The organism is Aeromonas sp. 97A (assembly GCF_051919185.1).
In the GTDB taxonomy this organism is placed as follows: Bacteria; Pseudomonadota; Gammaproteobacteria; order Enterobacterales; family Aeromonadaceae; genus Aeromonas; species Aeromonas veronii.
Genome location: NZ_JBQBFF010000001.1, coordinates 563,469 through 588,543, shown reverse-complemented (window position 1 = coordinate 588,543; position 25,075 = coordinate 563,469). Strand labels below are relative to the sequence as shown.

Genomic DNA, 25,075 nt, shown 5'->3' with positions numbered 1-25,075 from the left:
CACCCGGCTTGCCGCTTGTTCATCTCCGGAATTTGAGGAACTACGATGTTCAAACCCCACAAGCTGGCCATCATGGTGACAGCCCTGCTTGGCCTCTATGGCTGCAACACAAACGATGAGACTACTGACAATGGCCGCCCCGACAATGCCCTGCAGGTGCTGCAATATGTCGATCCGCTGATCGGCACCGATGGGCTGGGCAATGTCAATCCGGCCCCTGTCATGCCGGAAGGGATGATCCAGCCGGGCCCGGACAACTGGAATCCGGCCAACTGGAATGGCAAGGGATCCCCTTCCGACTATCACCACCATCTGGCCAAGCTTTCCGGCTTCAGCAGCACCCATATCTCGGGGGCAGGCAAGGGGGATCTCAATGATTTCGCCTTCTTGCCCTTCACCGGCAGCAATACCGACCCGGTCACCATCAACAAGACGAGCGAACAGTCGGAAGTAGGCTATTACAAAGCGGATCTGGTGGAGACCGGCATCAAGGCCGAACTCACTGCCACCCAGCGGGTCGCCTTCCACCGTTACAGCTATCCGGCGGGTGAAGATCGTAAAGTCCAGCTCGATCTGCAGCACGAGCTGCTGGAGCAGTATGGCAACCACTCCCGCAATATTTACTTCAGGCGGGTGAGCGACAACGCCATTGCCGGAGCCAGAACCAGCAACGAGTGGGGGCAGTGGCAGACGGTCTTTTTCTACACCGAGTTTTCCGAGCCGTTTGTGGATCAGATCCTCTATGTCGATGGCAAATTGAGCAACGACACAGAGGTGGGGTTGGCCGATTACATCGGGTATGGCGAAACCAGACCCCGGGTACGGGATGTGGTGACCCAACTCAACTTTGCCAAAGGGGAACGGCCCATCACCATGAAGATGGCGATCTCGGGCACCGGCATTGAGGGGGCCATGGCCAACCTGCGCGCCGATGAAGATGGCTACCGCTTCGATCAGGTGGTGCAGGAGAACAAGCAGGCATGGGCGAAAGTGCTCAATAAGTTCACCCTGGAGGGTGGCAGCGATGCCGACAAGACGATGTTTTATACCTCGCTCTATCGCACCTACATCGCCCCCTTCGTCTATCAGGATGTGGATGGTCAATATCGCGGAATGGATGGCAAGGTGCATCAGGCCAAGCCGGGCTTTACCAACTATTCGGTCTACTCCATGTGGGACACCTTCCGCGCCGCCCACCCATTGAAGACCATCATCGAAAAAGAGCGATCCATCGACTATGTGCACGATCTGCTCAACAAATATAAAACCGGCGGCATCATGCCCAAATGGGAGCTGCACTCCGACTATACCGGCGAGATGGTCGGCTATCCGGCGGTCTCCATCATCGCCGATGTCATCGTCAAATATCCGGATGCATTCACGCCGGAAGAGATAAAGCTGGCATTGCAGGCGGCCAACGTCTCCGCCAATTTTGACCTCGAGCTGACCAAAAGCTGGGTGCCCTATAAGGATCCCTGGAACGGTGACAAGCGCTTCACCGTGATGACCCGCCACGGTCAGTATGCCGAGCAGCACGGCTATGTTCCGGCCAACGTCAAATACAAGCCGGAAGAGGGCGGCATGGCGCAGGACAAGTACGATGAGCTGGTCAACGAATCCGTCTCGTACGGTGTCGAGAACGCTTACTATGACTGGTGCATCGCCCAGCTGGCCCGTCTGGCTGGCGACAAATCCGCCGAGAACCGCTATCTGGCCCGGGCTACTACCTGGCGCGCCTATTTTGACTACAACCCGGCGGAATATGGCAAATATGGTTCGACTGGCTTTATGCGCCCCAAAAATTACGATGGCAGTTGGGTCAACAACTACCCCTCCTGTGCCATCGACAACAATGGCAACCCCGTTACGCCACCACAAAACTGTGACATCAACGACAGCAGCCGTTATGACATCTTCTGGCCCTATCGTGCCGAGCACCGGGGACAGGACTTTACCGAAGGCAACACCTGGCAGTGGAGCTGGTTTGTTCCCCACGATATCGAGGGGCTCAAAGAGGCGATGGGGGGCGAGGAGAAATTCAGGAAGAATCTGGATGCCCTCTTCACCGCCAACTCCAATGCCGACACCTCGCAGGGGGATATGACCGGCTATATCGGGCAGTTCGTGATGGGGAACGAACCGGATCACCATGTTCCGTATCTCTATAACTGGACCAAAGAGCCGTGGAAAACCCAGGAGTATGTGGATCAGGCGGTGCGCAGCTTCTTCCACCCAACCACCACAGGGCTGATTGGCAATGAGGACGTGGGGCAAATGTCCGCCTGGTACATCATGAGTGCCCTTGGCTTCTATCAGGTCACGCCGGGAGTCCCGGTCTACACCATAGGTCGGCCGCTGTTTGACAAGGTGACGATGGATATTGATGGCGGGAAATTCATCGTGAGCGCCGAGAACAATGGCCCCCAAAATATCTATGTGGAATCCGTCACCATCAATGGCAAACCGTTGGGGGAAAACCTGACATTCAACCACAGCGATATTCGGGCAGGTGGTGAACTGAAATTTATCATGACGGCGCAAAAACCGACCCGCTCAGATAATAAATAGCCATCATGCATTATCAATATATGTTCAGGCCCAAAGCTTCCTTTGGGCCTCTTTTTGGGTCGATTCACAAGAACACTCAAAAAATATGACGTGCTGCATCACATGATATGCGGATCACAAACAGACAGCCTTGTCACAAAAGTCTAGTGAATGACACTTTTTTACTCTGTCGATGAAACAGAAGCCATGGGAATAATAGCGCTCGCCGGGATTGACAGCGCCGAGCCTTGATATTACTCAGGCACCACTCCGGCATCAAAAAATAAATTCTGACTGCTCACCCCCTACACGATGGAGCCGTTCCATATGTTCAAGAGAAATATTCTGGCTATTACCCTGACCAGCACCCTGGCCATGTTATCCGGCTGCGATTCAGATAACAGCAGCACCGATAACGACGAGCAAAAGCCAACGCCAACCAATGTGTTGCAATACGTGAATCCATTTGTTGGCACTGGCTTTAACGGTCACACTTTTCCCGGCCCCGTGGTACCGGAAGGCATGGTGCAACTCTCGCCGGATACCGAACTGATAGGGTGGCACTCCTCCTCCGGCTATCACTTCGACAAAGACACTCTGTTCGGTTTTTCCCACACCCATCTCTCCGGCACCGGCATGGGGGGGCTCGGGGATATTCTGTTCCTACCCTTTACCGAAGATAAGGCCAAATACATCGAGCCGAACAATGATTACCGCAAGGCCATCTCGGTCAAAATGGACAAAAAAACCGAGCAGGCCGAGCCTGGCTACTATGCGGTGCGTATCGCCGAAAATGGCATCAAGGCCGAGTTGACCGCCTCCGAGCGGGTGGGCTTTCACCGCTACACCTATCCGCAGGGCCAACCACAACGACTGAAGATCGACTTGAATTCGATCCTCAACAGCGACTGGGGATCGAGTTCGCTTCGCAACAAGCTCACTGTCAGCGAAGATGGCTACACCATCACCGGCGAGCGGGATGCCACCCACTTCTCCGGCTGGGCGAAAAACCAGAAGATCTTCTTCCATGTGACCTTCGACAAGAAGATCAAAGGGGTCTACCTCCTCGCCGGGGGTGTGCCGATAGAGGGCTTGAGCGCCGAGCACAAGGCCAAATCCAATGCCGATGTCACCGCCTACGTCGAGTTTGAAGAGGGCGGTTCTGCCCAGCTCAATGCCAAAGTTGCCCTCTCGGCGGTTGATGCCACCGGTGCACAGAAAAACTAACAGGCCGAAGGGGATGTATCGTTTGACGAGGCCCGCGCCAATGCCCGCGACAAGTGGGCCAACGCCCTCAACTTCACCATCGAGGGGGGCAGCAAGAAGCAAAGCGAGATCTTCTACACCGCCCTCTATCACACCAAGATCGCCCCCATCGTCCATCAGGATGTGGATGGTAACTACCGCGGCATGGGCAAAGGGGCGCAGGCCAAGGGGGAAGGCAGCTACTCGATCCACTATGGTCAGGCGAGCGAAGAACAGCCCAACTTCTCGGTCTACTCCCTGTGGGACACCCAGCGGGCGCTGCACCCGCTCAAGACCATCACCGAACCTACCCGCGCCGTGCAATATGCCAAGAACCTGATCCAGAAGTATCTGGAGAGCGGCCTGCTGCCCAAGTGGGAGCATCTGGGGGATGAGACAGGCACCATGGTGGGCTATCCGGCGGTCGTGGTGATTGCCGATGCCATCACCAAATACCCCGATGCCTTCACTGCGCAGGAGAAAAATCTGGCGCTCACGGCCGCCATCGACTCCTCCACCTATACCAACTACCCCATGTTGGCGACCGAGTGGGACAAGGCGGTGCTGGACAAGACCCTGACCAACCACATCGATTACATCGAAAAGAACGGCTTTGCCCCGGCAGTGCAGCGGATCGACGGTCAGCCCGTCTTCGCTGACTACACCCTCGAGTCGGTCTCCTACGGTCTGGAGAACGCCTTCTATGACTGGGCCATCGCCCAGATCGCCAAGGCGGCCGGCAACCCAGCGGCCGAAGCGCGCTATCTGCCCGTTCTAACGGCTATCAGCGCTACTTCGACCACAATGCGACCGAATACGCCCAGTACGGGGTGACCGGTTTCATGCGTCCGGTGATGATCGATGGCTCCTTCATGACGCCGTTTGATCCCTATGGCACCGAACATGAGACTGGCAACTATACCGAGGGCAACGCCTGGCAGTGGACCTGGTTTGTGCCCCATGACATCAAGGGTCTGAAAACCGCGATGGGCGGAGAAGAGGCCTTCAAGCAGAATCTGGACGCCACCTTTGCCGCCGAGAGTCAGGGGTCGGAGACCGCTGACATGACCGGGATGATGGGTCAGGTGGCCTTCGGGAATGAACCCTCCCACCATATCCCCTACCTCTACAACTGGACATCGGAGCCCTGGAAAACTCAGGAGACAGTCGACTACATCCTCGACACCATGTACTCGAACACCCCGGCAGGCATCATAGGCAACGAGGATGTGGGCTCCATGTCTGCCTGGTATGTGATGTCAGCACTTGGCTTCTATCAGGTGAATGCGGCAGATCCCGTCTACACCATTGGCCGCCCGCTATTTGCCAAAGCGACCATCCCGGTCAAGGGGGGAACCTTCACCATCATCGCCGATAACAACAGTGCCAAGAACCGCTATGTCCAGTCGGTCACCATCAATGGCAAACCGCTCAAGGATGGTCTCTTCTTCGAGCACAAGGAGTTTGTACAGGGGGGCAACCTCCACTTCGTGATGGGCGATACCCCGCCACAAAAGTAACGATCGATAGCATTGAGGTGACATTCAGCACGCAACCCGAAAATGTCACTTTGTGATACCCGACGGCCCACGCCAGATGGATTGATAAAATCCAATCAGCGCTGGGCCATTTTATTTTCCAGTGGAAAGCCCTAGTTCAGCCATTAACCCGTTTTTCTCAAATCTGCCTTAAATCGGGCAATAAACCGCAAAAAATGGCTGTAAATCCCATTACAAGGGTTTTTCTGTCATACCTTGACCGCTGTCACAGCCTGCCATTAATTAAACAAAAACAACTATTGAGTTAAAGAACAACACTTTGCGAGCTGGATCACACCAGCAAAACCATGCAACAAAAATCCAGTTATTGCTACATTCATCGCCTGTCCAACCCTACCCTTGAGGGCAATAATGAGCCCAATTCGCAACGCATGACTTAGCCCTTACAGGGAAGGAGAGTGAGATGTTACCCACCATGACCAACGGCAGACTCATCTGCCTGGAGTTGAAGGCCACCAGCAAGGAGGCCCTGTTCGACGAGATGGCACAGATGCTGGCGCGCGATGGCGCCGTGTCTGATCAACAGCAATTCGTCAAGGATATCTGGGCCCGCGAGCAGCTGGACTGCACCGGCTTCGAGCAGGGTGTCGCCCTGCCCCACGCCAAGAGCAAGGCGGTCAGTCGTCCGGCCATTGCCATCGGTGTCAGCCGTCAGGGTATCGAGTACGGTGCCGAAGATGGCAAACCGACCCAGCTGATCTTCATGATCGCCTCCCCGGATGGTGGTGCCAATCACCACATCGAAGTGCTGGCGGAGCTCTCTACCCGTCTGCTGGAGCCGGGTTTTATCGAGCAGATGAAGGCGGCCACCACTGTCGAGCAAGCCCTGACCCTGCTCAAGCAAGGCCCGAAAGCGGAAAAACCGGCGCCAGCCGCCAAACCGGCAGCCACTGCCCCGGCGGCCCCCGAAGAGCGCACCTTCAAGGATCGCCTCAACACCATGAAGCAGCACCTGCTGTTTGGTACTTCCCACATGATCCCCTTCATCGTGGCGGGCGGTGTGCTGCTCTCCCTGTCGGTGATGATGAGCGGCAAGGGCGCCGTGCCGGAAGCGGGCTTCCTTAAAGACATGGCCACCATGGGTATCGCCGGTCTGACTCTGTTTACTGCCGTACTGGGTGGCTACATCGCCTACTCGCTGGCTGACAAGCCGGGCCTGGCCCCGGGCATGATCGGCTCCTGGATTGCCGTTCAGCACTATCAAACCGGTTTCCTTGGCGCCATTCTGGTGGGCTTTATCGCAGGTTTCGTGGTCAATCAGCTCAAACGGATCAAGCTGCCTGACTCTATGACCTCCCTTGGTTCCATCTTCATCTATCCGCTGATCGGTACCTTCCTGGTGTGTGGCATCGTGATGTGGGGGATCGGCGCCCCGATCGCCGCCATGATGGAAGGGATGAACCACTGGCTCTCCAGCATGGCGGGCTCCGGTAAAGTGATGCTGGGGGCCATTCTGGGTGGTATGACCGCCTTCGATATGGGCGGCCCGGTCAACAAGGTTGCTACCCTGTTTGCCCAGACTCAGGTCAACACCCAGCCCTGGCTGATGGGCGGCGTCGGTATCGCCATCTGTGTGCCGCCGCTCGGTATGGCACTGGCGACCTTTATGTCTCCGAAGCGTTACAAGAAAGAGGAGCGTGAATCCGGTAAAGCGGCCGCCATCATGGGGATGATCGGTATCAGTGAAGGTGCCATCCCGTTTGCTGCCGCTGACCCCATGCGCGTTATCCCGGCCATCGTCGCAGGCGGTATCGTCGGCAACATCACCGGCTTTATGATGCACAGTATCAACCACGCACCCTGGGGTGGCTGGATTGTCCTGCCGGTGGTGGAAGGCAAGATGGGTTACATTCTCGGCACCATCCTCGGCGCCCTGACCACCGCCATCATCGTCAACCTGCTGAAGAAGCCAGTGAGCGAAGAAGATGACGTGACCACCACCCAAACCAGCTTCGAGATCATTGAAGCGGAAGGAGAAGCGGACGTACTGGCCATCACTGCCTGCCCGTCTGGCGTGGCCCACACCTTCCTCGCCGCCAAGAGCCTGCAGAAGGCTGCCGCCAAGCAGGGGATCAAGATCAAGGTCGAGACCCAGGGCGCCAACGGCATCATCAACCGCATTACCGCCAAGGATGTCGCCAACGCCCGCTGCGTCATCTTCGCCCACGACGTGGCTATCAAGAACCGCGAGCGCTTCACCAATATCGAGGTCATCGATGTGAAGACCAAGGAGGCGATTCACAATCCGGAAGCACTGTTGGCCCGCACGCTGGGCAACAAGGCAAACGCCGCCTGATAGCAATCAGACCAACCAGTACAAGGGGCCCATCGCGGGCCCCTTTTCGTTGCCTGCCGAGCAACCGCACATCATCCCACCGACCAAGCCACTGATTTAAAACATATTAACCAGTCACATCACGGATCTTGGCGAGCCGTCACAGAACGGTGACGTGTAAAAAAACAGCAATTGAAGCGCTGGTCAGATCTCATGTCAAATGGCTCCGCCTACTAAACTGGAGCATCACAAAAATGATAAAAATCAATAAATTGGTTCTGGCTGTTACCCTCACCCTCACTGCCCCCCCCTTGCTGGCGGCTCACTGGACGTGTGGCGACCACGTACGCTTTGGCCTGCCCTCCGAATCGGATCAGAAGCTCTGCCGTGAAGGGTATGCGGTCGGCTACAACTACGACTACAAGGTGGCGGACTGGGTCTCCTACCGGATGACCGCCCAAAGCGCACAGGGCACAGTGCCGCGCAAGGATGCCTTCGCCGAGGACAGGGAGATCCCGGTTGCCTACCGCGCCACCCTCTCCGACTACAAGGGCTCGGGCTACGACCGTGGCCATCAGGCCCCGGCGGGGGACATGAAATCGAACAAGAACACCATGAAAGAGAGCTTCCTGCTGAGCAACATGACACCGCAGATCGGGGTGCTCAACCAGAAGGCGTGGCGCGTGCTGGAGGACAAGGTGAACAAGTGGGCGGTCTCCCGCAAGGATGTGCAGGTGATCACCGGCCCCATCTTTACCGGCTCTGAAGAGTCCATCGGTCAGGGTGTGGCGATCCCGAGCGCCTACTACAAGATCGTGATGGACCCGGCCAGACTGCAGGCCATCGCCTTTATAATGCCGCAAGAAGAGGTGCCCATCAGCCAGATCGCCGACTACCGGGTCTCGGTGCGCGAGGTGGAGGAGCAGACCCAACTCAACTTCTTCAGCGATATGCCCGAAGAGCAGCAAGAGACGCTGGAAGCCCGCATCTCCCCGATGTGGAACTGACCGCGAACACTCGCCAACAGATGGATTGACACACCATCTGTCTTGCATCGCAACAGAGGGAGGGGGAGTCACGCTCCCCCTGTCCCTTTCAGATGGCTGCTGACCCGTTGCGGCCACTTTTGCGGCCACAGGTGTGGCATCACCCGACGACTCGCCCCGACTCACAGTTTACCGCACCGTTAGCTGGTATATTGCCCTCTCTTTGGCACTAACAGACTGAATTGACGCACATTTGCCTTATCCCATCGGCCCACAAGCCGCTGCGCCACGGCGCGATTCAGCCCGACAGAGGACCTTTTGATGAAACAGACCCTTCTTGCCCTCACCCTCGGCGGCCTGCTGGCGCTCTCGCCCCTCGCCCTGCAAGCGGCCGAGAGCTCGATGCAGATGGAGCACGACCTCAATACCCTGGTCAGCAAACGCCAGGCGGTGGACATGCTGCTCGGCGAAGCGCTGCAGCTCTACAAGTCGCCTGCCAAGATCTCCCACGCCGGTTTTACCGCCAAGATGCCGAGCAATATGGAGCTGGTGACCGAGCGGCTGGTGACCGAGCGGCTGCTGGCCGCCTACCAGCTTGAGCCCTACCGCACCGACCTGCTCATCTCGGCAGCCAACGCCCAGATCTACAACGGTAACCTGAGCCGCGCCATCACCTTGCTGGAGCAGGCGCAGGCCGTCGCCCCGGATGATCTCGACATCAACAGCTATCTCGCCATCTGGCAGTTGGTGAAGGGCAACAAGGAGGCCTCCCGCAGCTATCTGGCGAAAGTGGCGGATCGCAACAGTGGCCGCGCCGCCGATCTGGAAGAGATCATCGCCCGGGTGCAGCGGATCACCGCCGCCCCGCTGCAGACCGAACTAACCGAGGATCAGGTCAAAGCCAGCAGGGAGGGCAAACGCGCCATCGTCACCCTGGGCTACGCCCTCAATCCCGACGGCAGCATGGACAAGATCCTGCTGGGCCGTCTGCAAACCACCCTTGAGCTGGCCAAAGCCGACCCAGAAGCGCTAATCATCCTGACCGGCGGTGTGCCCCAGAACCGCCAGACCGAGGGCAAGCTGATGGCAGACTGGCTGGCCAACCACGGCATCGACCGCAGCCGCCTGATTGAAGAGAACTACGCCACAAGCACGGTGGATAACGCCCTCTACAGCGCCTATGCCCTCGCCCGCCACCAGATTGACTATGCGGTGCTGGTAAGCTCCGCCAGCCATGTACGCCGCGGGCAGACGGTGCTGGAAATCGCCTGCGACCAGATTGGCCCGGCCAACATCAAGGTGGCGAGCGTCAGCTACCCCGACAAACCCCTCGAGGAGCTGGCCACCCCGAGCGAGAGCGAGCTGCTCGGCATCTACCGCGACGCCCTGCGCACCTACGGCATGTGGAGCTACCGATCTGCCCCGCTGATCGAGCGTTGATCGGCCATCAACACGAAAAAGAGAAGGAGGCGTGATGCCTCCCTCTGTTTTTATTGACCGATGATTGGCCAAGCAGCGCCCGTTAGCTGACGATAAAGCCCTGCGAAGGGCTCGCTTTGGGATCATCGCCGAAGCGGTTTGGCCCCTGCTGGCCGTTGCAGACCATAAAGTAGATAAGAACCAAGGTGCCGATAATGGGGATAAGCCCGAGCAGCAGCCACCAAGCGCTGCGGTCGGTATCGTGCAGACGACGGGCCGCCACCGCCAGCGATGGCAGCAGCACAGCCAGCGAATAGATGGAGCTGATCAGCTCATTGTCGCCGCCAATCAGCTTGTCCACCATGCCGAGCAACAGCATGACGATGACGTTGCACAGCACGAACATCCAGTATTCGGTGCGACGGGCTCGCCCGCTGAATACCGCATATTGCTTGAGGACCGAGATATACCAGTTCATTGCGCCTCCTGAGTGGCCTTTATGCCTATGAATAAAAAGAGAGTCGATAAAACAAGTAGTTAAGAGCTTAGCGCGATCATCCCCCCGAGTCGACAATGATGCCCGAACGCCTCCCAAACTAATCAGCTGCGGCAATCATTGACCGACCGAGCCGAGAGATAATTTGCCCTGCAACAGGGCAAATCCCCCCCATCAGCGCATCACTCTCGTCACAAGCAGGAAAATGGTGCTTAATAATCCATTAGCAATCGTATGGACTCAGCGTGAGGATAGCGGTAGATTCGGCGCCCAATCCTGAACAGGATCTGTGTCTCCCTCCCATAATGAATCCACTTATTCATTACTTCTCCTAACACAGGGATAGCCATGAGTATTACACGCAGAGATTTTCTCAACGGCGTTGCCATCACCATTGCGGCAGGCGTCGCCCCCATCAATCTGCTCAAGGCTGCCGAAGGCGGCAGCACGCTGGCGGATAAAACCCTGGCCTACCCGCCCGCCCTCACCGGGCTGCGCGGCAACCACCCGGGCTCTTTCGAACCGGCCCACAGTATCGCCCGTGACGGCAAGCAGTATGACTTCGCCAATATTCCCCTCGAGGGGGAGTACGATCTGGTGATCGTCGGCGCCGGGATCAGCGGTCTGGCCGCCGCCTGCTTCTATCAGCAACTGCTCGGCGCGGATAAGAAGATCCTGCTACTCGACAACCACGATGACTTCGGCGGCCACGCCAAGCGCAACGAGTTCACCACCCCCGATGGCCTGCGTCTGGGTTACGGCGGCAGTGAATCCCTGCAATCACCGCGTTCGGTCTACAGCCCGGTGGCGCTCGGTCTGCTCAAGGCGCTGGAGGTCAACATCGACGAGCTGGCCGCCGGTTTCCAGCAGACCTTCTATCCGGATCTGGGGCTGAGCCGTGGCGTCTATTTCGACGAGAAGCACTTTGGCGTCAACAAGATAGTGAACGGGGATCCGGGCCACAACGTGGCGGATGATATCCCGCGCGATCGCCTGAACGGCCGGCCACTGGCAGAGTTTATCGGTGACTTCCCCCTCGATGATGCTGACAAGGCCGCCCTGTTGGCCCTGCACGAATCGAAGATCGACTACCTGAGCGGCATGACCCGCGAGCAGCAGGATGAGTGGGTGACTCGCAACAGCTACACCACCTTCCTGCGCGATAAAGTGGGCCTCAGCGAGCGGGCGATCACTTACTTCCAGCAGCGCACCAACGACTTCCAGGCGGTCGGCATCGACGCCACCGCCTGCGCCGATGCGCGCCTCTGCGCCTTGCCGGGTTTCGACGGCCTCAATCTGACGCCGCTGGATGCCGAGGAGCAGGCGGAGCTGGACGATCCCTACATCTTCCACTTCCCCGATGGCAACGCCGGTCTCACCCGCCTGATGGTACGCAAGCTCATTCCGCAAGTGGCGCCGGGTCACACCATGCAGGATGTGGTGCTGGCCAAGTTTGACTACAGCAAACTCGACCTGCCTGAGCACAAGGTGCAACTGCGCCTTGGCAGCACGGCGTTGCAGGCCAAAAACGTGCGCCTCGCCGATGACAAGCTGGCGGTGGATGTCACCTACATCAAGGAGGGGAAACTGCATCGGGTGCGGGCCAAACAGTCGATCATGGCGGGCTACAACATGATGATCCCCTACATGGTGCCCGAGATGCCGGAGCCCCAGAAGGAGGCGCTGCGCCAAAATGCCAAGGCGCCGCTGGTCTACACCAAGGTGGTGATCAAGAACTGGCAAGCCTTCGTCAAGCTGGGGGTACACGAGGTCTACTCCCCCGCCGCACCCTACAGCCGGGTCAAGCTCGACTATCCGGTCAGCATGGGTGGCTATGAGCATCCCAAGAGCCCGGATCAGCCGATGTGCCTGCACATGGTCTATGTGCCGACCCTGCCGGGCAGCGGCCTCTCGGCCCGCGAACAGTCCCGCAAGGGGCGCGCCATGATCCTCGGCATGCCGTTCGAACAGCATGAGCAGATGATCCGCGAACAGCTGCAGGGGATGCTCGGCAGCGCCGGTTTCAACCATGAGCAGGATATCCTCGCCATCACGGTCAACCGCTGGTCTCACGGCTACTCCTATGTCACCAACACTCTGTTTGATGACGAAGCGCAGTGCGAAAAATGGATTGAACTGGGTCGCCAACCGATCGGCAACATCACCATCGCCAACTCGGATGCAGGCTGGAGCCCCTACGCCCACGCCGCCATCGACGAAGCGTGGCGCGCCGTCAACGAGCTGGTTGCCATGAGCAAGGGAGGTGCCCAATGAGCCGCGCCCAGTCACTGACCGCCAGCGCCCTGCTGCTGGCCCTGCCCGCCCTTGCCGCCAACGCAGCCCCCGCCATGTCTGCGGGGGAATACGTGGCCAAGCTGGGCGATTGCGCCGCCTGTCACACCAGCGAAACCAGCAAGCCGCTGGCGGGCGGCAAAGGGTTCCCGACCCCCATCGGCACCGTGTTTGCCACCAACATCACCCCCGACAAGAGTCACGGCATCGGCAATTACAGCCTGCCGGAGTTCATCAAGGTGATGCGCGAAGGGGTGGCCCGCGATGGGCATCGCCTCTATCCGGCCATGCCCTACACCGCCTACGCCAAGATGAGCGACGAGGATCTCACCGCCCTCTACCACTACCTGATGCAGGATGTGCAGCCGCTGGCCGTGGCCAACAAAGAGAGCGACATCCCCTGGCCGCTCAATATGCGCTGGCCGCTGATGGGCTGGAACTGGGTCTATCACGACGACAGCCGCTTCACCCCGGTCGCTGGCAAGAGCGAAGAGTGGAACCGTGGCGCCTATCTGGTGCAGGGCGCCGGTCACTGCGGCAGCTGCCACACTCCGCGCGGGCTTGGCATGCAGGAGAAAGCGCTTACCGAGGCGGACCCTGTCTACCTGAGCGGTGCCGCCCTCGACGGCTGGTATGCCCCCGACATTCGCGGCAACCGCTACGACAAGCAGGCGCTGATCGACCTGCTGAAAACTGGCCGCAGCCAGCATCAGGCCGTCGCAGGCCCGATGGCGGAAGTGATCACTCACAGCAGCCAGTACTTCAGCGACGCCGATCTGGCCAGCATCGCCACCTACCTCACCGACCTGAAAGCGGAGCCGGCGGTAGCGAAAGGTGCCCGCGCCTATGCCAGTGCCGGCGGCAAGGCGGACTACGCCATGTACTGTTCCACCTGCCACGGGGTCGATGGCAAGGGCAACGACCACGTCATCCCCTCGCTGGTGAACAACCGCACCGTGCTGGCGGACGATCCGGCGAGCCTGCTCAACGTGCTGCTGCATGGCGCCGAGACGCCCGTCACCCGCGGTCATCTCGGCTACCACATGCCGGGTTACGGCTGGACCATGGATGACGAGCGGATCGCCGAGGTGGTCAATACGTTGCGCGCCTCCTGGGGCAACGAGGAGCAGGCGATCAAGGCTGCTGCCGTCAAGGCCCAGCGCGAGCTGCACGGCAAGGAGTAAGGGCAAGCCGCTCTCGCTTGGCCAAGCGCCATAAAAAACGTGCCTCCACTGGAGGCCCGTTTGCTATCTGATGCACTCGGACTGCTTTTACCCTTTGCGCGGCTTGGCGCCCGGGGCGGCGACGTGACGATAGTCGCCATAGGGGAAGATATTGCGAAAACGCTGGGCCACCGGCTCGGGAATGGAGCGGGAGAAGACCAGCTTGACCCCGTCGCCATCGCGATGTCCCACAATGCGCCCGCGCACTGTTTCGTGGCGCAGGATCTGCTTGGCATGCTCAATAAAGGCGGGCGATACCTTGCCCTGCTTGACCACCACCTTGCCGGGTGCAAGGCGGATCTCGAACAGGGCACCACGCCCCAGCTTCATCAACCACCAGATCAGGGCTATCGCCACTATCAAGGAAATCCAGGCCATCCCAATCCCTCCTAACGTCTTGATATCAGACAGTATAAGCGCCTGAACGCCGCGATTGTTTGGCGGGGATCACAGCCGCAACGCGCGCCACCAAGGATCACCGCCAGACCGTCGCTGACGTTTAACGGCGCTTGCCCCAGGCTACCAGCGTCTCGCGATAGAGAGTGAGCAGCGCCTCATCACGCACCGCCACCCCGACCTGCTGCGGGCGAAACTCGGCCCAGCCATCGTGGGAGTGGCGCTTGCCATCGAACTTTTGCAGGGTATGACCGATGGCCGGGCCACTGTTGATCACCCGCACCGGCCCCTCACGCAGGGTAAAGAGAGTCGGGTCAATGACATAGGCGATGGCGGACGGGTCGTGGACATGGCAGCCGGAGAGCCCCAACTTCTCCGAGTAAAAACGCAGGTAGAAGCGGCTCACATCCCACAGGAACTGGCCCGGCTCGCCAGCTTCGTCACGCAGCGCATCGAGATAGTCGCCGCTGAAAAAGCTCTGCTGAGTCACATCCAACCCGATGATCACCACCGGCCAGTCGGCAGTAAAGACCCGGTCGGCAGCATCGGGATCATCGTGGATATTGGCCTCGGCATAGGGGGTGACGTTGCCGCGATGACCATTGATACCAAAAGCGCCTCCCATCACCACCACCTGTTTCACCAGTGAAACAATCTCGGGCGCCTGCTGCAGTGCCAGCGCCAGATTGGTCAGGGGCCCGATGGTGACGAGAGTGATCTCCCCCGGCGCCGCTTTGACCGCCTCGACAATGTACTGCCATGCGGGACGGGGATCGGGCGCAATACTCACCTCTCCCGCCTCCAGATCACCAAAGCCTCTCGGGCCGTGAACTATGGTGGTGGGGCCGACCGGCTCACGCAGCAGCGGGGCGGCAGCGCCTTTGGCCACATCCGCTTTCATGCCGTACTTCTGCTTGAGCCAGAGGGCGTTGCGGGTGCCATTGGCGATGGTGGCGTTGCCAAAAACGGTGGTGATGGCGAGCAGCTCGATGCCGGGGTGTGCCTCGGCAAAGAGGATGGCCATGGCATCGTCGATACCCGGATCGGTGTCGAGAATAATCTTGTGAGTCTGGATCTTGTCAGTCATATGACCTCCCTGCAACGACAAAAGGGGGAGTCTACCGGGCTCGCCACCCTTTATCCCGGCAGGGGATCACACCCTGAACCTTTGACCACCCTTTCCGGCATCACATCCACAATCCCCGCTACAAAAAATGGCGCGGCCACTTGGAGCCGCGCCATGACGATTCATTATCTCATTGTCCAGAAACTAGGTTCCCGGCATTGCCGCTCAGCGTTTACGGTGCCAACGCGGCGAGGTGGACTTCTCTCCCCAAGGGGTCACACAGGGGAGCAGAGCCCCTTCAATCACCGCATCGCAGCTGGCCAGCGCCTCGGCAATCTTCTGATGCAGCACCCGCAACACCTTGCCTTCGTGCTCGGCCAGCGAGTGGCCGGCGGCAAAGAACTCCGGCTGATACTGCAGCGCCAGCTTCTGGGCAAATTCGTAAGTGTTGAAGCAATCCGGCATCCGCTCAACCACATCTTCAAGCCGGGTCAACAAGCTGTTCAATTCCCTGGTCATAATGCTCCCTCCGTGCATGTGAATAGCCAAAAACTACCTCTTATTAGATAAGCCACCAACGAGCAAACCACAAAAGTGTGGGGAGGAACACAGTTCTCTCTTGCGTCCAGCTGCCGGTGACAGGGGCAGATGATGCCAGCTTTACACTTGCGCAACAAACGACTAGATTTAGACCGACCAATCAGTCGGTTGTTTTTCAGACGGAGAAGAGCATGGGAGTCGCACCGCATCAGCACAGTCCGGAGGATATCCTCGCCATCAAGCTGGCCCTGCCCGAGCAGCTGGAGCGGCTCAAACGGGCAAGCCGGGAACACCCCATGCCGACGCTGGCCGAGCGGCGAACCCAGCTGACCAAGCTCAAGCGGGCGCTGCTGGCCCACAAGGAGCAGCTCTGCACGGCGCTGGCGCAGGATTATGGCCAGCGCAGCCACTACGACAGCCAGATCGCCGACATCCTCCCCTGCATCATGCAGATCAACTACACCCAGAAGCGGCTCAAGCGCTGGATGCAGCCCCATCGTCGCCATGCTGGTCTGCTGCTCGCCCCCGCCAAAGTGGAGGTACACTTCCAGCCGCTCGGAGTGGTCGGCATCATAGTGCCGTGGAACTTTCCGGTGATGCTGAGCCTCGGCCCGCTCATCACCGCCATCGCGGCAGGGAACCGGGCGATGCTGAAACTCTCAGAGTTCACTCCCCATACCAACGCCGTGCTGCGAGCCCTGCTCACCACCACCTTCAACGAGGACGAGATCGCCGTCATCGAGGGGGATGCCCAGATGGCGGCCGCGTTCAGCTCGCTCCCCTTCGATCACCTGCTGTTCACCGGCTCCACCATGGTCGGCAAGCTGGTGATGGCCGCCGCCGCCCCCCAGCTCACCCCACTCACCCTTGAGCTGGGTGGCAAGAGCCCTTGCCTCATCGCCCCCGACATGCCGGTTGAGACCGCCATCGAGCGGATGATCTTCGGCAAGAGCCTCAACGCCGGGCAGATCTGCGTCGCCCCCGACTATGTGCTGCTGCCCCGCAGCGAGGTGGATAACTTTATCGCCGCCTATCGCCGCCACTTCAGCAAGCTCTACCCGCAGGGGCTCAATAGCGCCGACTACGGCGCCATCATCAACGACCGCCAGTATCAACGTCTCGTCAGCTGGCTGGATGAAGCCGAGCAGGCGGGTGCCCAGCTCCACCCCTGTGGCAACCCGGCCCGCGACGACCAGCGTCGCCTGCTGGTGCCCCACCTGCTGACCGGGGTGCCGAGTCAGTGTCAGGTGATGCAGCAGGAGATCTTTGGCCCGCTGCTGCCGCTCATTCCCTACGACACCCTGGAGGAGGCGCTCGCCTATGTGGCTGAACGGCCCCGCCCGCTGGCCCTCTATCTGATGAGCTTCGATCCCGAGTTGCAGGCACGGGTGACCCGGGAGACCCACTCCGGCGGCATGGCGATCAACGAGAGCCTGTTTCAGGTGGCTGCCGATGATGTGCCGTTTGGCGGCATCGGCGCCTCCGGCATGGGCCACTACCACGGCCACGAGGGGTTTCTTACCTTCTCCAAGGCGAAAACCGTGCTGACCCGCGGCAAGTTCACCACCGGCTCCCTGATCCATCCGCCCTACCACAGCTGGATCCAGAAGCTGATGATGGCCTTCTTCCTGCGCTGATGGAGATGACCATGAACCAGGCTATCCCGCAGCCACAAACCATGACCGACAAGCGCCGCCAGATCCTGGATGCCGCCCTCGCCCTCTGCGCCGAAGATGGCCTGCAGGGGGCCGCCACCGCCCGTATCGCCAAGGCTGCCGGGGTGGCCAACGGCACTCTGTTCCACCACTTTCCGAGCAAGGAGGCGCTGATCCTCGCCCTCTATCAGGATGTAAAGACCCGGATGGGGAGCGCCATCCATGAAGCAGATCCCACCCTGCCGCTGTACGACCAGACCCGCCACTACTGGCAGCTGGCGATGGAGTGGATGCAGGCTAACCCCAATGAGCTCAAATTTGTGCTGGGCTTCTTTCACTCTCCGCTGCTGGCCAGACCGGCCCGCAGCCAGATCCTGAACGATGCCCTGCGCTTTCTGCCTGCTCTGCTGGCAAAGGGGCAGGCCAGCGGCGAGCTGATGCAGGCTCCCGCGCCACTGTTGCTGGAGGTGTGTCAGGGCCAGTTCCTCGCCTGCGCATCACTGTTTGTCGATCAACCGGAGCTGGGAGAGGACGACTACTGGCAAGCCAGTGCGTTCGCCCTCTTCTGGTCAGCCATCTCAGGAGCCAATCCCCATGCAAACACGGATGTTTGAACCTGCGGCCGCCCTTGGTCGCCGCCTCTGGATCACCACTCTGCTCTGGGTGGTGGGTCGCACCCTCTGTCGCGCCGCCCGCACCGATGAGGCGGTACGCCGCGAATTGGCGCCGTTGCCGGACGGGTTGGCAATCCGCCTCGAAGTGGGCGGCATCGGCTACGCCATGAACATGCACAAGCAGGGTGGGCGCTGGTATCCCGGTGCGCCAGCCGCCCCTCATGCCACCATCCATCCGCTACGGGTGCGCTTCAAACACCCCAATATCGCCTTTCGCGCCCTGAGTTTTCGGCTCGGGGTCAATCAGGCATTTGGCGAAAACCGGCTGCTGGTGGAGGGGGATCTGACCGTTGCCATGCATCTGGTGCGGGGGCTTGAGCAGTTGCAGTCCCTGATCCTGCCCGCCTTTATCGCGCGGCCTCTGCTGCGCCACTATCCCGCCCCGACCAACAAGATCGGCCGGGCCTGCAACATCTATCTGGGTCTGGTGACCGGCTAACGCGCAAGGAGCCTTGAAATGAGCCGCTATTACGATTTCTTCTGCCCGGTCAAACTGCTGGCCGGTGAACAGGCGCTGGAGCAGCTGGCCAGCGAGCTGGCCAGCCTGGGTGCCCGTCGCCCGCTACTGCTGACCGACAAGGGGGTCAATGCTACCGGCCTTGCCACCCTGCTGGCCAATGTGCTGGCCGAAGGGGAGCTGCCGGTCGCCGCCATCTGGGACGAGATCCCGGCCGACTCTTCCACTGCCGTGGTGGAGCGGATCGCCAAACGCTATCGCGAGCTCGACTGCGACAGCCTGGTGGCGCTGGGGGGCGGCTCGGTCATCGACACCGCCAAGGCAGTCAACATTCTCACTTCCATGGGGGGGGATCATCTGCTCGACTACTCGGGCGCCGGTTGCCTGACCCGTCCCCTCAAGCCGCTGGCGGTGGTGCCCACCACGGCGGGCACAGGATCAGAAGTGACATTGGTTGCAGTGATCAAGGATGAGGCGAGCGGGCGCAAGGTGCCCTTCACCTCCCCCTTCCTGCTGCCCCAGCTGGCGGTGTTAGACCCGCGCCTGACCCAGGGGCTGCCTCTCAATATCACCGCCGCCACTGCCATGGACGCCATGACCCACGCCATCGAGGCCTTTATCGGTACCGCCAAGAACCCGGTGAGCGATGCACTGGCCCTGATGGCAGTGGAGAAGATCGCCAGCGCCCTGCCGCAAATCATCCACGACCCGCAAAACAAACAGCTGCGGCTGCAACTGGCGGAAGGCTCCACGCTGGCTGGCATGGCTTTTTCCAACTCCATGGTGGGGCTGGTGCACGCCCTCGGCCACAGTCTCGGAGCCCGCTGCCATCTGCCACACGGGCTGTGCATGAACCTCTTTTTGCCGACCGTGCTCGACTACAACCGCCCCGAGGTGGATAGCGAGTTGGCCCGGCTGCTGTTGCCGCTGGTGGGGGCAGAGCGCTTTGCTGCCACCCCGGCCCATCAGCGGGCAGAGGCGACCATCACAGCCATTCGCACCCTGCGCGACACCTTGTGGCAAGCGGTCAAGCTGCCGCGCACCATGAGCGAGGCGGGAGTAAGCGATCGCTCGCTACTGACCGAGATCCGCGATCTGGCGGTCAACGACGGTGCCATGCTGTTCAATCGCAAGGACGCCGACCGTGAGCAGTTACTCACCCTGCTGGAGCGAGCCTGGGTCTGATCCCTCCCCTTTGCCAATAATCTTGTGCTGACACTAACGCGGTGCCCGACTCACCATCGGGCACCTTGATCTGCATCGCGATATCGATGTGCCCCCTGTCAAAGGGGGATGATATTGACCACGGGCTCTCATTATCTGTTCTATACCTTGGCTAACAGTTATGTTGTGCCGAGAGACTCAACTTTATGCCAGAGGTGCCCACCATGAGCGACATCATCCATCAGGCCAACCAGCAACAGTTCATCTGTATGGTGGAGGGGAAAGAGTCGAGACTGCGCTACCGGCGGCTCGATGCCAAGACCATCGACGCCTACAGCACCTTCGTACCCCCCGAGCTGCGGGTGCAGGGGATTGCCGATCAGCTGGCGCGCGCCTTCTTCAACTGGACTCAGGCGGAGGGGCTCACTATAGTGCCGAGCTGCCGCTACATTGATGTCTGGTTACGCCGCAATGCCAACAACTGAACCTCTGAACTCCGCCCTCGAACAGCAATTCCAAGCCAAAACAGAAGCCCTGCTGCGGGCCGATCCGCAGCGGATGGCCTGCCTGCAAGCCGCGGCCGAGCTCAATCTGCCCGACTGGGCGCTGGGGGCCGGTTTTATCCGCAACCTCATCTGGGATCACCTTCACCACAAGGCGGTGCCCACCCCGCTCAACGATATCGACCTTATCTATCTCGATAAAAGCGACCCGCAAGGGCTGGCCGAAGCGGAGCACGAAGCTTGGCTCGCCAAACTCCTGCCCGGCCAGCAGTGGGAAGTGCGCAATCAGGCTCGCATGCACACTCGCCAGCTGGTAGCGCCGTTTGCCAGCAGCCTTGAGGCGCTCAGCCACTGGGTCGAGGTGCCCACCTGCATCGGCGTACGCCTCACCCGAGATGGCGAGTTCGAGTGGCTCGCCCCCTACGGCTTTACCATCAACTGGTCGCTGCAAGTGAGTGCCAACCCCAGATGTCGTCAGGACAAACAGATTTTTACCCAGCGCATCAAGGAGAAACGCTGGCAGGCTATCTGGCCTGACCTTCAGGTAAACTGGCCATAACCTGATTGCAATCTTTCGATAACCTTGGGCACACTAGGGGAAAAGCTGGTTGTAACTCAATGGGTTAAATAATGCGCGACTTCTTCTCTCTCGAACGCTGGCTACCGGGCCTCGCCGCCCTGCTGCAATACCAGCGCGCCTGGTTGATGCCAGATCTTCGCGCCGGACTCTCGGTGGCGGCAGTGGCGCTGCCCGTCGCCATTGCCTATGCAGAACTCGCCGGAGTGGGTGCCATCGTCGGTCTCTACTCCTGCATCCTGCCCATGCTGGTCTACGCCCTGTTTGGCACCTCCCGCCAGCTGATTGTCGGCCCCGATGCCGCCACCTGTGCGGTCATCGCCGCCGTGGTGACGCCGCTGGCCGCAGGCGACCCCACCCGTCACTGGCAACTGGTGATGACCATGACCGCCATGACCGGCTTCTGGTGCCTGATTGCCAGCCGCTTCAAGCTGGGAGTACTGGCGGACTTTCTCTCCCGCCCGATCCTGATGGGGCTACTCAATGGTGTGGCCATCACCATCATGGTGGGCCAGCTCTCCAAGATCTTCGGCTTCACTTTCAGCGAACGTTACCTCATCGAGCGGATCGCCAGCGGGGCCACCTATATCACCCAGACCCATCTGCCGACCCTGGCCATGAGTCTGGTAGCCCTGCTCACCCTGCTGCTGGCCAAGCGCTACAAACCGGCATGGCCCTCCTCCATGGTGGCCATGGTGGTGACCGCTGCGCTGGTGTGGGGATTTAATCTCGGCCAGTTTGATATCGCCACCCTGGGGGCCGTGGGCTCCGGCCTGCCCGCGTTCCAGATGCCGGAATTTCCCCCCGGTCTGATGCGGGAGCTGGTGCTGCCTGCGCTTAACCTGGCCATGGTGAGCTTCGTCTCCATGATGCTGACCGCTCGCAGCTTTGCAGCCAAAAACGGTTACGAAATCGACGCAGACAAGGAGTTTCGGGCCCTCGGTATGGCTAACCTCGCCTCCGCGGTCTCCCAGGGCTTTGCCATCAGCGGCGCGGATTCACGCACCGCGGTCAACGACGCCAACGGCGGCAAGAGCCAGCTGGTCTCTATCATCGCCGCTGCGGTGATCGCCCTCATCACCTTCTATCTGACGGCGCCGCTCAAATACATTCCCACCGCCGCCCTCGGGGTGGTGCTGGTGATGGCCTCCCTGTCGCTCACCGATTTTCGCGGTCTCTGGGCCCTGCGCCACTCCGATCGATCCGCCTTCTGGCTGGCGCTGGTCACCTTTATCAGCGTGCTCACCATGGGAGTGATCCCGGGGATCACCCTCGCCGTGTTGCTGGGGCTGTTCCAGTTCCTGCGCAATGTGATGCGCCCCACCGACCAGCTGCTCGGCATGGATGACGAGGGGGTAGTACGTACCCTGGGGGACAACGAACAGGCCAAGGCGATCCCGGGTATTCTGGTCTATCGCTTCAACTCGCCGCTCACCTACTTCAATGCCCCCTATTTCAAGCGGCGGGTGCTGGCCCTGCTGGTGCAGGATCCCCGAGCCCCCAAGTGTCTGGTGATCGATGCGGTCGCCTGCTTCACCCATCAGGACATCAGCGTGATGAGCATGGTGGGAGAGCTGCACAAAGAGCTGAAACGGCGCGGCATCCATATGGTGATGGCGGGTCGCCACGGCCAGATGACCCACTGGCTAAAGCAGGCGGGCGTGCGGGTGGGCGATGAAGGGATCATCCTCTGCCCCGATATGTATCAGGCGCTGCGCCTGACCCGCTGCTACCGCGAGCCGGTGTTCAAGGATGATGCGGTGGTGGAGAGCACCACTGATGCCATCCGCTCCAACTGGCCGCAGGATGATGCCCTGCCCGACTCGGCGCGCCTCACCCTGCCAAGCGAACAGGAGGCGGGCGCCACGCCTGCCTGATCCCTTGGCCTGCGCCCCTGGCCGATGCAATCCTGCACAAGGATTGCACCGGCCTTGGCCTTGGTGTTAAATGCGCCCCCAGAGGGCACTCCCCCGTGTCCTCCCAGCTGTTGGACATGCCATGCAATCTCAATCCCACGCAGGCCCGGGCACCCTCTTTGCGCTGACCTGGCCTCTCTTTATCGATCTCGCCCTGCACTTTCTGACCGGCGCCCTCAATACCTTCATGGTGGGTCACGTCTCCTATCAGGGAGTGGCGGCGCTGGCGGTCGGCAATCAGGTGTTCGACCTCGCCATCACATTGTTCAGCTTCGTCAGTATCGGCACCAGCGTGGTGATCACCCAGTATCTGGGGGCAGGCGATCGGGAGAAGAGTCGGGTGGTGATCCACACCGCTATCGGCTTCAACCTGCTGATCGGTCTGGTGGCAGCCATCGGCGTGATGGCTGGCGCCAGCACCATGCTGGCGCTGATGAACCTGCCTGCCAATCTGATGAGCGACGGGACGCTTTACTTGCAGATCATCGGTCTCTGCCTGTTGCCGGAAGCGGCAGCCCTCTGTCTGGCAGCCACCCTGCGCGCTCACGGCCACACCCGTCAGGCGATGTATGTGACCCTGATCGTTAACCTCATCACCTTCGTCGGCAACCTGCTGCTGCTCTACGGCTGGTTCGGCCTGCCCCAGCTTGGTGTCGCCGGTGTCGCCATCAGCACGGTCGCGGGCCGACTGGTCGGCGTGGTGCTGCTAGTGTGGCTGGTAGCACGCAAGACCGGTATTCGACTGGTGGTGCGCGATATCGTCCACCCCAGTCGGGAGATGCTGGGCAAGGTGCTCCATATCGGCCTGCCGGCGGCAGGGGAGAACCTCTCCTGGATGCTGCAGTTTATGGTGGTGACAGCCTTTGTCGGACTGCTGGGGGACAAGGCGCTGGCAACCCAGTCCTACTTCTTCCAGATCTGCCTGTTTATTTTGCTGTTTGGCCTCTCCATCGGCCTTGGCAACGAGATCATCATCGGTCATCTGGCAGGAGCCAGGCAGTTCGATCGCGCCTATCAACAGCTGCTCAAGAGTCTCAAACTGGGGCTGGCAGTCACCTGCGTCATCGCCGTGGCAGCTGCCCTCAATGGCCGTACCATCATCAGCCTCTTTACCGATGATGCCGACATCATCACCCAGGTGGCGCAACTGTTTCTTATCAGCCTTATCCTCGAGCCCGGCCGCACCTTCAATCTGGTGGTGATCAACGCCCTGCGGGCCACCGGGGATGCCCGTTTCCCCCTCTACATGGCGTTGCTCTCCATGTGGGGAATTGCCGTGCCACTCTCCTATTTCCTCGGTATCATGCAGGGTTATGGACTGGTCGGTATCTGGCTGGCGCTGGCCTGCGACGAGTGGGTGCGCGGTCTGGCCATGTTCTGGCGCTGGCGCAGTCGTCGCTGGCAAAACAAAATTCTTGTTGAAACAAAAGCGGAATCACAATGAAGAAGATAGGACTCTTGCTGGCTGCCATCCTGCTCAGCCCCCTGGCCATGGCGCAAACTGCCCCTGCCGCTCCCAAGGCTCAAGCCACCCAGACCTGGTATGTGGCCCCCATCGCCATCGATGAAACCAGCGACGCCCAGAAGGCGCTGACCAAGGACTTCATGGCCCAGATGATCAAGACCATCAAGATCAACGAGTACCAGACCGGCAAGGCGGTGGGCAACACCAAAAAGCCCAAGTGGCTGATCCGCACCAAGCTGATCCCCGCCAGCAACGAGCCGCTGGTCGGCAAGAAGCACCCGCAGGGTCTCACCTACGGCAAGGGCAATCCGACCCAGGAGATCGTCGGCGAGCTGTTGATGAACGGCACCCTGGTGGCCCACATCGGCCAGGGCTGGCGCGAGCCTATCGTCCCGGGCACGCCGGTGGCTGACAAACTCTCCATCGCCAACTATCGCTACGCCATCGGGGATCAGGCCAAGTCGGCGGATCTGGAGGAGCTGGCCGCCCAGATTGGCTTTGAAGCGGGCAAGGTGATCCACCGCGACGGCAAGCCGCTGCCCGAGAAGAAAAAGAAAAAAGAGCAGGCGGACGAAGAAAAAGAGTAACGTTGCCTGCATCCATAAAAAGGGGCCACTCGG

At 60.1% G+C, this 25,075-nt stretch carries 20 protein-coding genes and 1 pseudogene; 17 read left to right on the top strand and 4 right to left on the bottom strand.

The window, feature by feature from the left end:
- Positions 1–45: 45 nt before the first annotated feature.
- The 6 genes and pseudogenes from ACTG27_RS02725 to ACTG27_RS02700 all read left to right on the top strand — a co-directional run bounded on the left by ACTG27_RS02725 (position 46) and on the right by ACTG27_RS02700 (position 10,052).
- Positions 46–2,568, top strand: coding sequence for a GH92 family glycosyl hydrolase (locus tag ACTG27_RS02725; RefSeq protein ID WP_439979050.1), 2,523 nt, complete (start codon positions 46–48; stop codon positions 2,566–2,568).
- Positions 2,569–2,874: 306 nt separating this feature from the next.
- Positions 2,875–3,774: a hypothetical protein gene (locus ACTG27_RS02720; protein WP_439979049.1), complete on the top strand. Its 900-nt coding sequence runs from the start codon at positions 2,875–2,877 to the stop codon at positions 3,772–3,774.
- A gap of 72 nt (positions 3,775–3,846) precedes the next feature.
- Positions 3,847–5,312 (top strand): annotated as a pseudogene (locus ACTG27_RS02715) (GH92 family glycosyl hydrolase); the annotation flags it as partial.
- Between the two features lie 442 nt (positions 5,313–5,754).
- Positions 5,755–7,647: a PTS fructose transporter subunit EIIC gene (locus ACTG27_RS02710; protein ID WP_005353181.1), complete on the top strand. Its 1,893-nt coding sequence runs from the start codon at positions 5,755–5,757 to the stop codon at positions 7,645–7,647.
- A 233-nt stretch (positions 7,648–7,880) separates the two neighbouring features.
- Complete coding sequence (locus ACTG27_RS02705; RefSeq protein ID WP_199427235.1) at positions 7,881–8,633, top strand: DNA/RNA non-specific endonuclease; 753 nt, start codon at positions 7,881–7,883, stop codon at positions 8,631–8,633.
- A gap of 300 nt (positions 8,634–8,933) precedes the next feature.
- Positions 8,934–10,052: an ElyC/SanA/YdcF family protein gene (locus ACTG27_RS02700; RefSeq protein ID WP_439979048.1), complete on the top strand. Its 1,119-nt coding sequence runs from the start codon at positions 8,934–8,936 to the stop codon at positions 10,050–10,052.
- Between the two features lie 82 nt (positions 10,053–10,134).
- Here the strand turns inward: ACTG27_RS02700 and ACTG27_RS02695 are convergent, their stop codons facing one another.
- On the bottom strand, positions 10,135–10,509 hold the full coding sequence (locus tag ACTG27_RS02695; RefSeq protein WP_204381032.1) for a DUF805 domain-containing protein: 375 nt from the start codon (positions 10,507–10,509) through the stop codon (positions 10,135–10,137).
- Between the two features lie 366 nt (positions 10,510–10,875).
- On the opposite strand from ACTG27_RS02695, the gene ACTG27_RS02690 reads away from it, so the two are divergent.
- Both ACTG27_RS02690 and ACTG27_RS02685 read left to right on the top strand, forming a co-directional pair.
- Positions 10,876–12,801, top strand: a complete 1,926-nt coding sequence (locus tag ACTG27_RS02690; protein ID WP_439979047.1) for an NAD(P)-binding protein — start codon at positions 10,876–10,878, stop codon at positions 12,799–12,801.
- Complete coding sequence (locus ACTG27_RS02685; RefSeq protein ID WP_439979046.1) at positions 12,798–14,003, top strand: c-type cytochrome; 1,206 nt, start codon at positions 12,798–12,800, stop codon at positions 14,001–14,003. Before ACTG27_RS02690 ends, ACTG27_RS02685 begins: the two co-directional genes overlap by 4 nt.
- An 87-nt stretch (positions 14,004–14,090) precedes the next feature.
- Here the strand turns inward: ACTG27_RS02685 and ACTG27_RS02680 are convergent, their stop codons facing one another.
- The 3 genes from ACTG27_RS02680 to ACTG27_RS02670 form a co-directional block, all read right to left on the bottom strand.
- A complete protein-coding gene (locus ACTG27_RS02680) occupies positions 14,091–14,420 on the bottom strand; it encodes a DUF3634 family protein (RefSeq protein ID WP_033114291.1) in 330 nt (109 codons plus the stop codon).
- Between the two features lie 121 nt (positions 14,421–14,541).
- The gene (locus ACTG27_RS02675; RefSeq protein ID WP_439979045.1) at positions 14,542–15,525 is read right to left on the bottom strand and encodes a nucleoside hydrolase; all 984 of its coding nucleotides are present in this window, start codon (positions 15,523–15,525) and stop codon (positions 14,542–14,544) included.
- Positions 15,526–15,729: 204 nt separating this feature from the next.
- Entirely contained in the window at positions 15,730–16,023 is a 294-nt protein-coding gene (locus ACTG27_RS02670) for a hypothetical protein (RefSeq protein WP_019446630.1), read from the bottom strand.
- A gap of 212 nt (positions 16,024–16,235) precedes the next feature.
- Here ACTG27_RS02670 and ACTG27_RS02665 point away from each other — a divergent pair, with 212 nt between their 5' ends.
- The 9 genes from ACTG27_RS02665 (at position 16,236) to ACTG27_RS02625 (ending at position 25,042) form a co-directional block, all read left to right on the top strand.
- Positions 16,236–17,681 carry a coniferyl aldehyde dehydrogenase gene (locus ACTG27_RS02665; protein WP_439979044.1) on the top strand — a complete coding sequence of 482 codons (1,446 nt, stop codon included), beginning with the start codon at positions 16,236–16,238 and terminating at the stop codon, positions 17,679–17,681.
- An 11-nt stretch (positions 17,682–17,692) separates the two neighbouring features.
- Entirely contained in the window at positions 17,693–18,313 is a 621-nt protein-coding gene (locus ACTG27_RS02660; protein ID WP_005337741.1) for a TetR/AcrR family transcriptional regulator, read from the top strand.
- Complete coding sequence (locus ACTG27_RS02655) at positions 18,294–18,812, top strand: hypothetical protein (RefSeq protein WP_040094758.1); 519 nt, start codon at positions 18,294–18,296, stop codon at positions 18,810–18,812. The genes ACTG27_RS02660 and ACTG27_RS02655 overlap by 20 nt, the downstream gene beginning before the upstream one ends.
- Positions 18,813–18,830: 18 nt before the next feature.
- A complete protein-coding gene (locus tag ACTG27_RS02650) occupies positions 18,831–20,015 on the top strand; it encodes an iron-containing alcohol dehydrogenase (protein WP_439979043.1) in 1,185 nt (394 codons plus the stop codon).
- A 203-nt stretch (positions 20,016–20,218) separates the two neighbouring features.
- Complete coding sequence (locus ACTG27_RS02645; protein WP_005337747.1) at positions 20,219–20,479, top strand: GNAT family N-acetyltransferase; 261 nt, start codon at positions 20,219–20,221, stop codon at positions 20,477–20,479.
- Positions 20,466–21,056 carry a nucleotidyltransferase family protein gene (locus ACTG27_RS02640; protein ID WP_439979042.1) on the top strand — a complete coding sequence of 197 codons (591 nt, stop codon included), beginning with the start codon at positions 20,466–20,468 and terminating at the stop codon, positions 21,054–21,056. Before ACTG27_RS02645 ends, ACTG27_RS02640 begins: the two co-directional genes overlap by 14 nt.
- Before the next feature lie 71 nt (positions 21,057–21,127).
- Positions 21,128–22,951: a SulP family inorganic anion transporter gene (locus tag ACTG27_RS02635; protein ID WP_201937193.1), complete on the top strand. Its 1,824-nt coding sequence runs from the start codon at positions 21,128–21,130 to the stop codon at positions 22,949–22,951.
- A 121-nt stretch (positions 22,952–23,072) separates the two neighbouring features.
- Entirely contained in the window at positions 23,073–24,434 is a 1,362-nt protein-coding gene (locus tag ACTG27_RS02630; RefSeq protein ID WP_005361670.1) for an MATE family efflux transporter, read from the top strand.
- On the top strand, positions 24,431–25,042 hold the full coding sequence (locus tag ACTG27_RS02625; protein WP_005337761.1) for a hypothetical protein: 612 nt from the start codon (positions 24,431–24,433) through the stop codon (positions 25,040–25,042). Before ACTG27_RS02630 ends, ACTG27_RS02625 begins: the two co-directional genes overlap by 4 nt.
- Positions 25,043–25,075 lie beyond the last annotated feature (33 nt).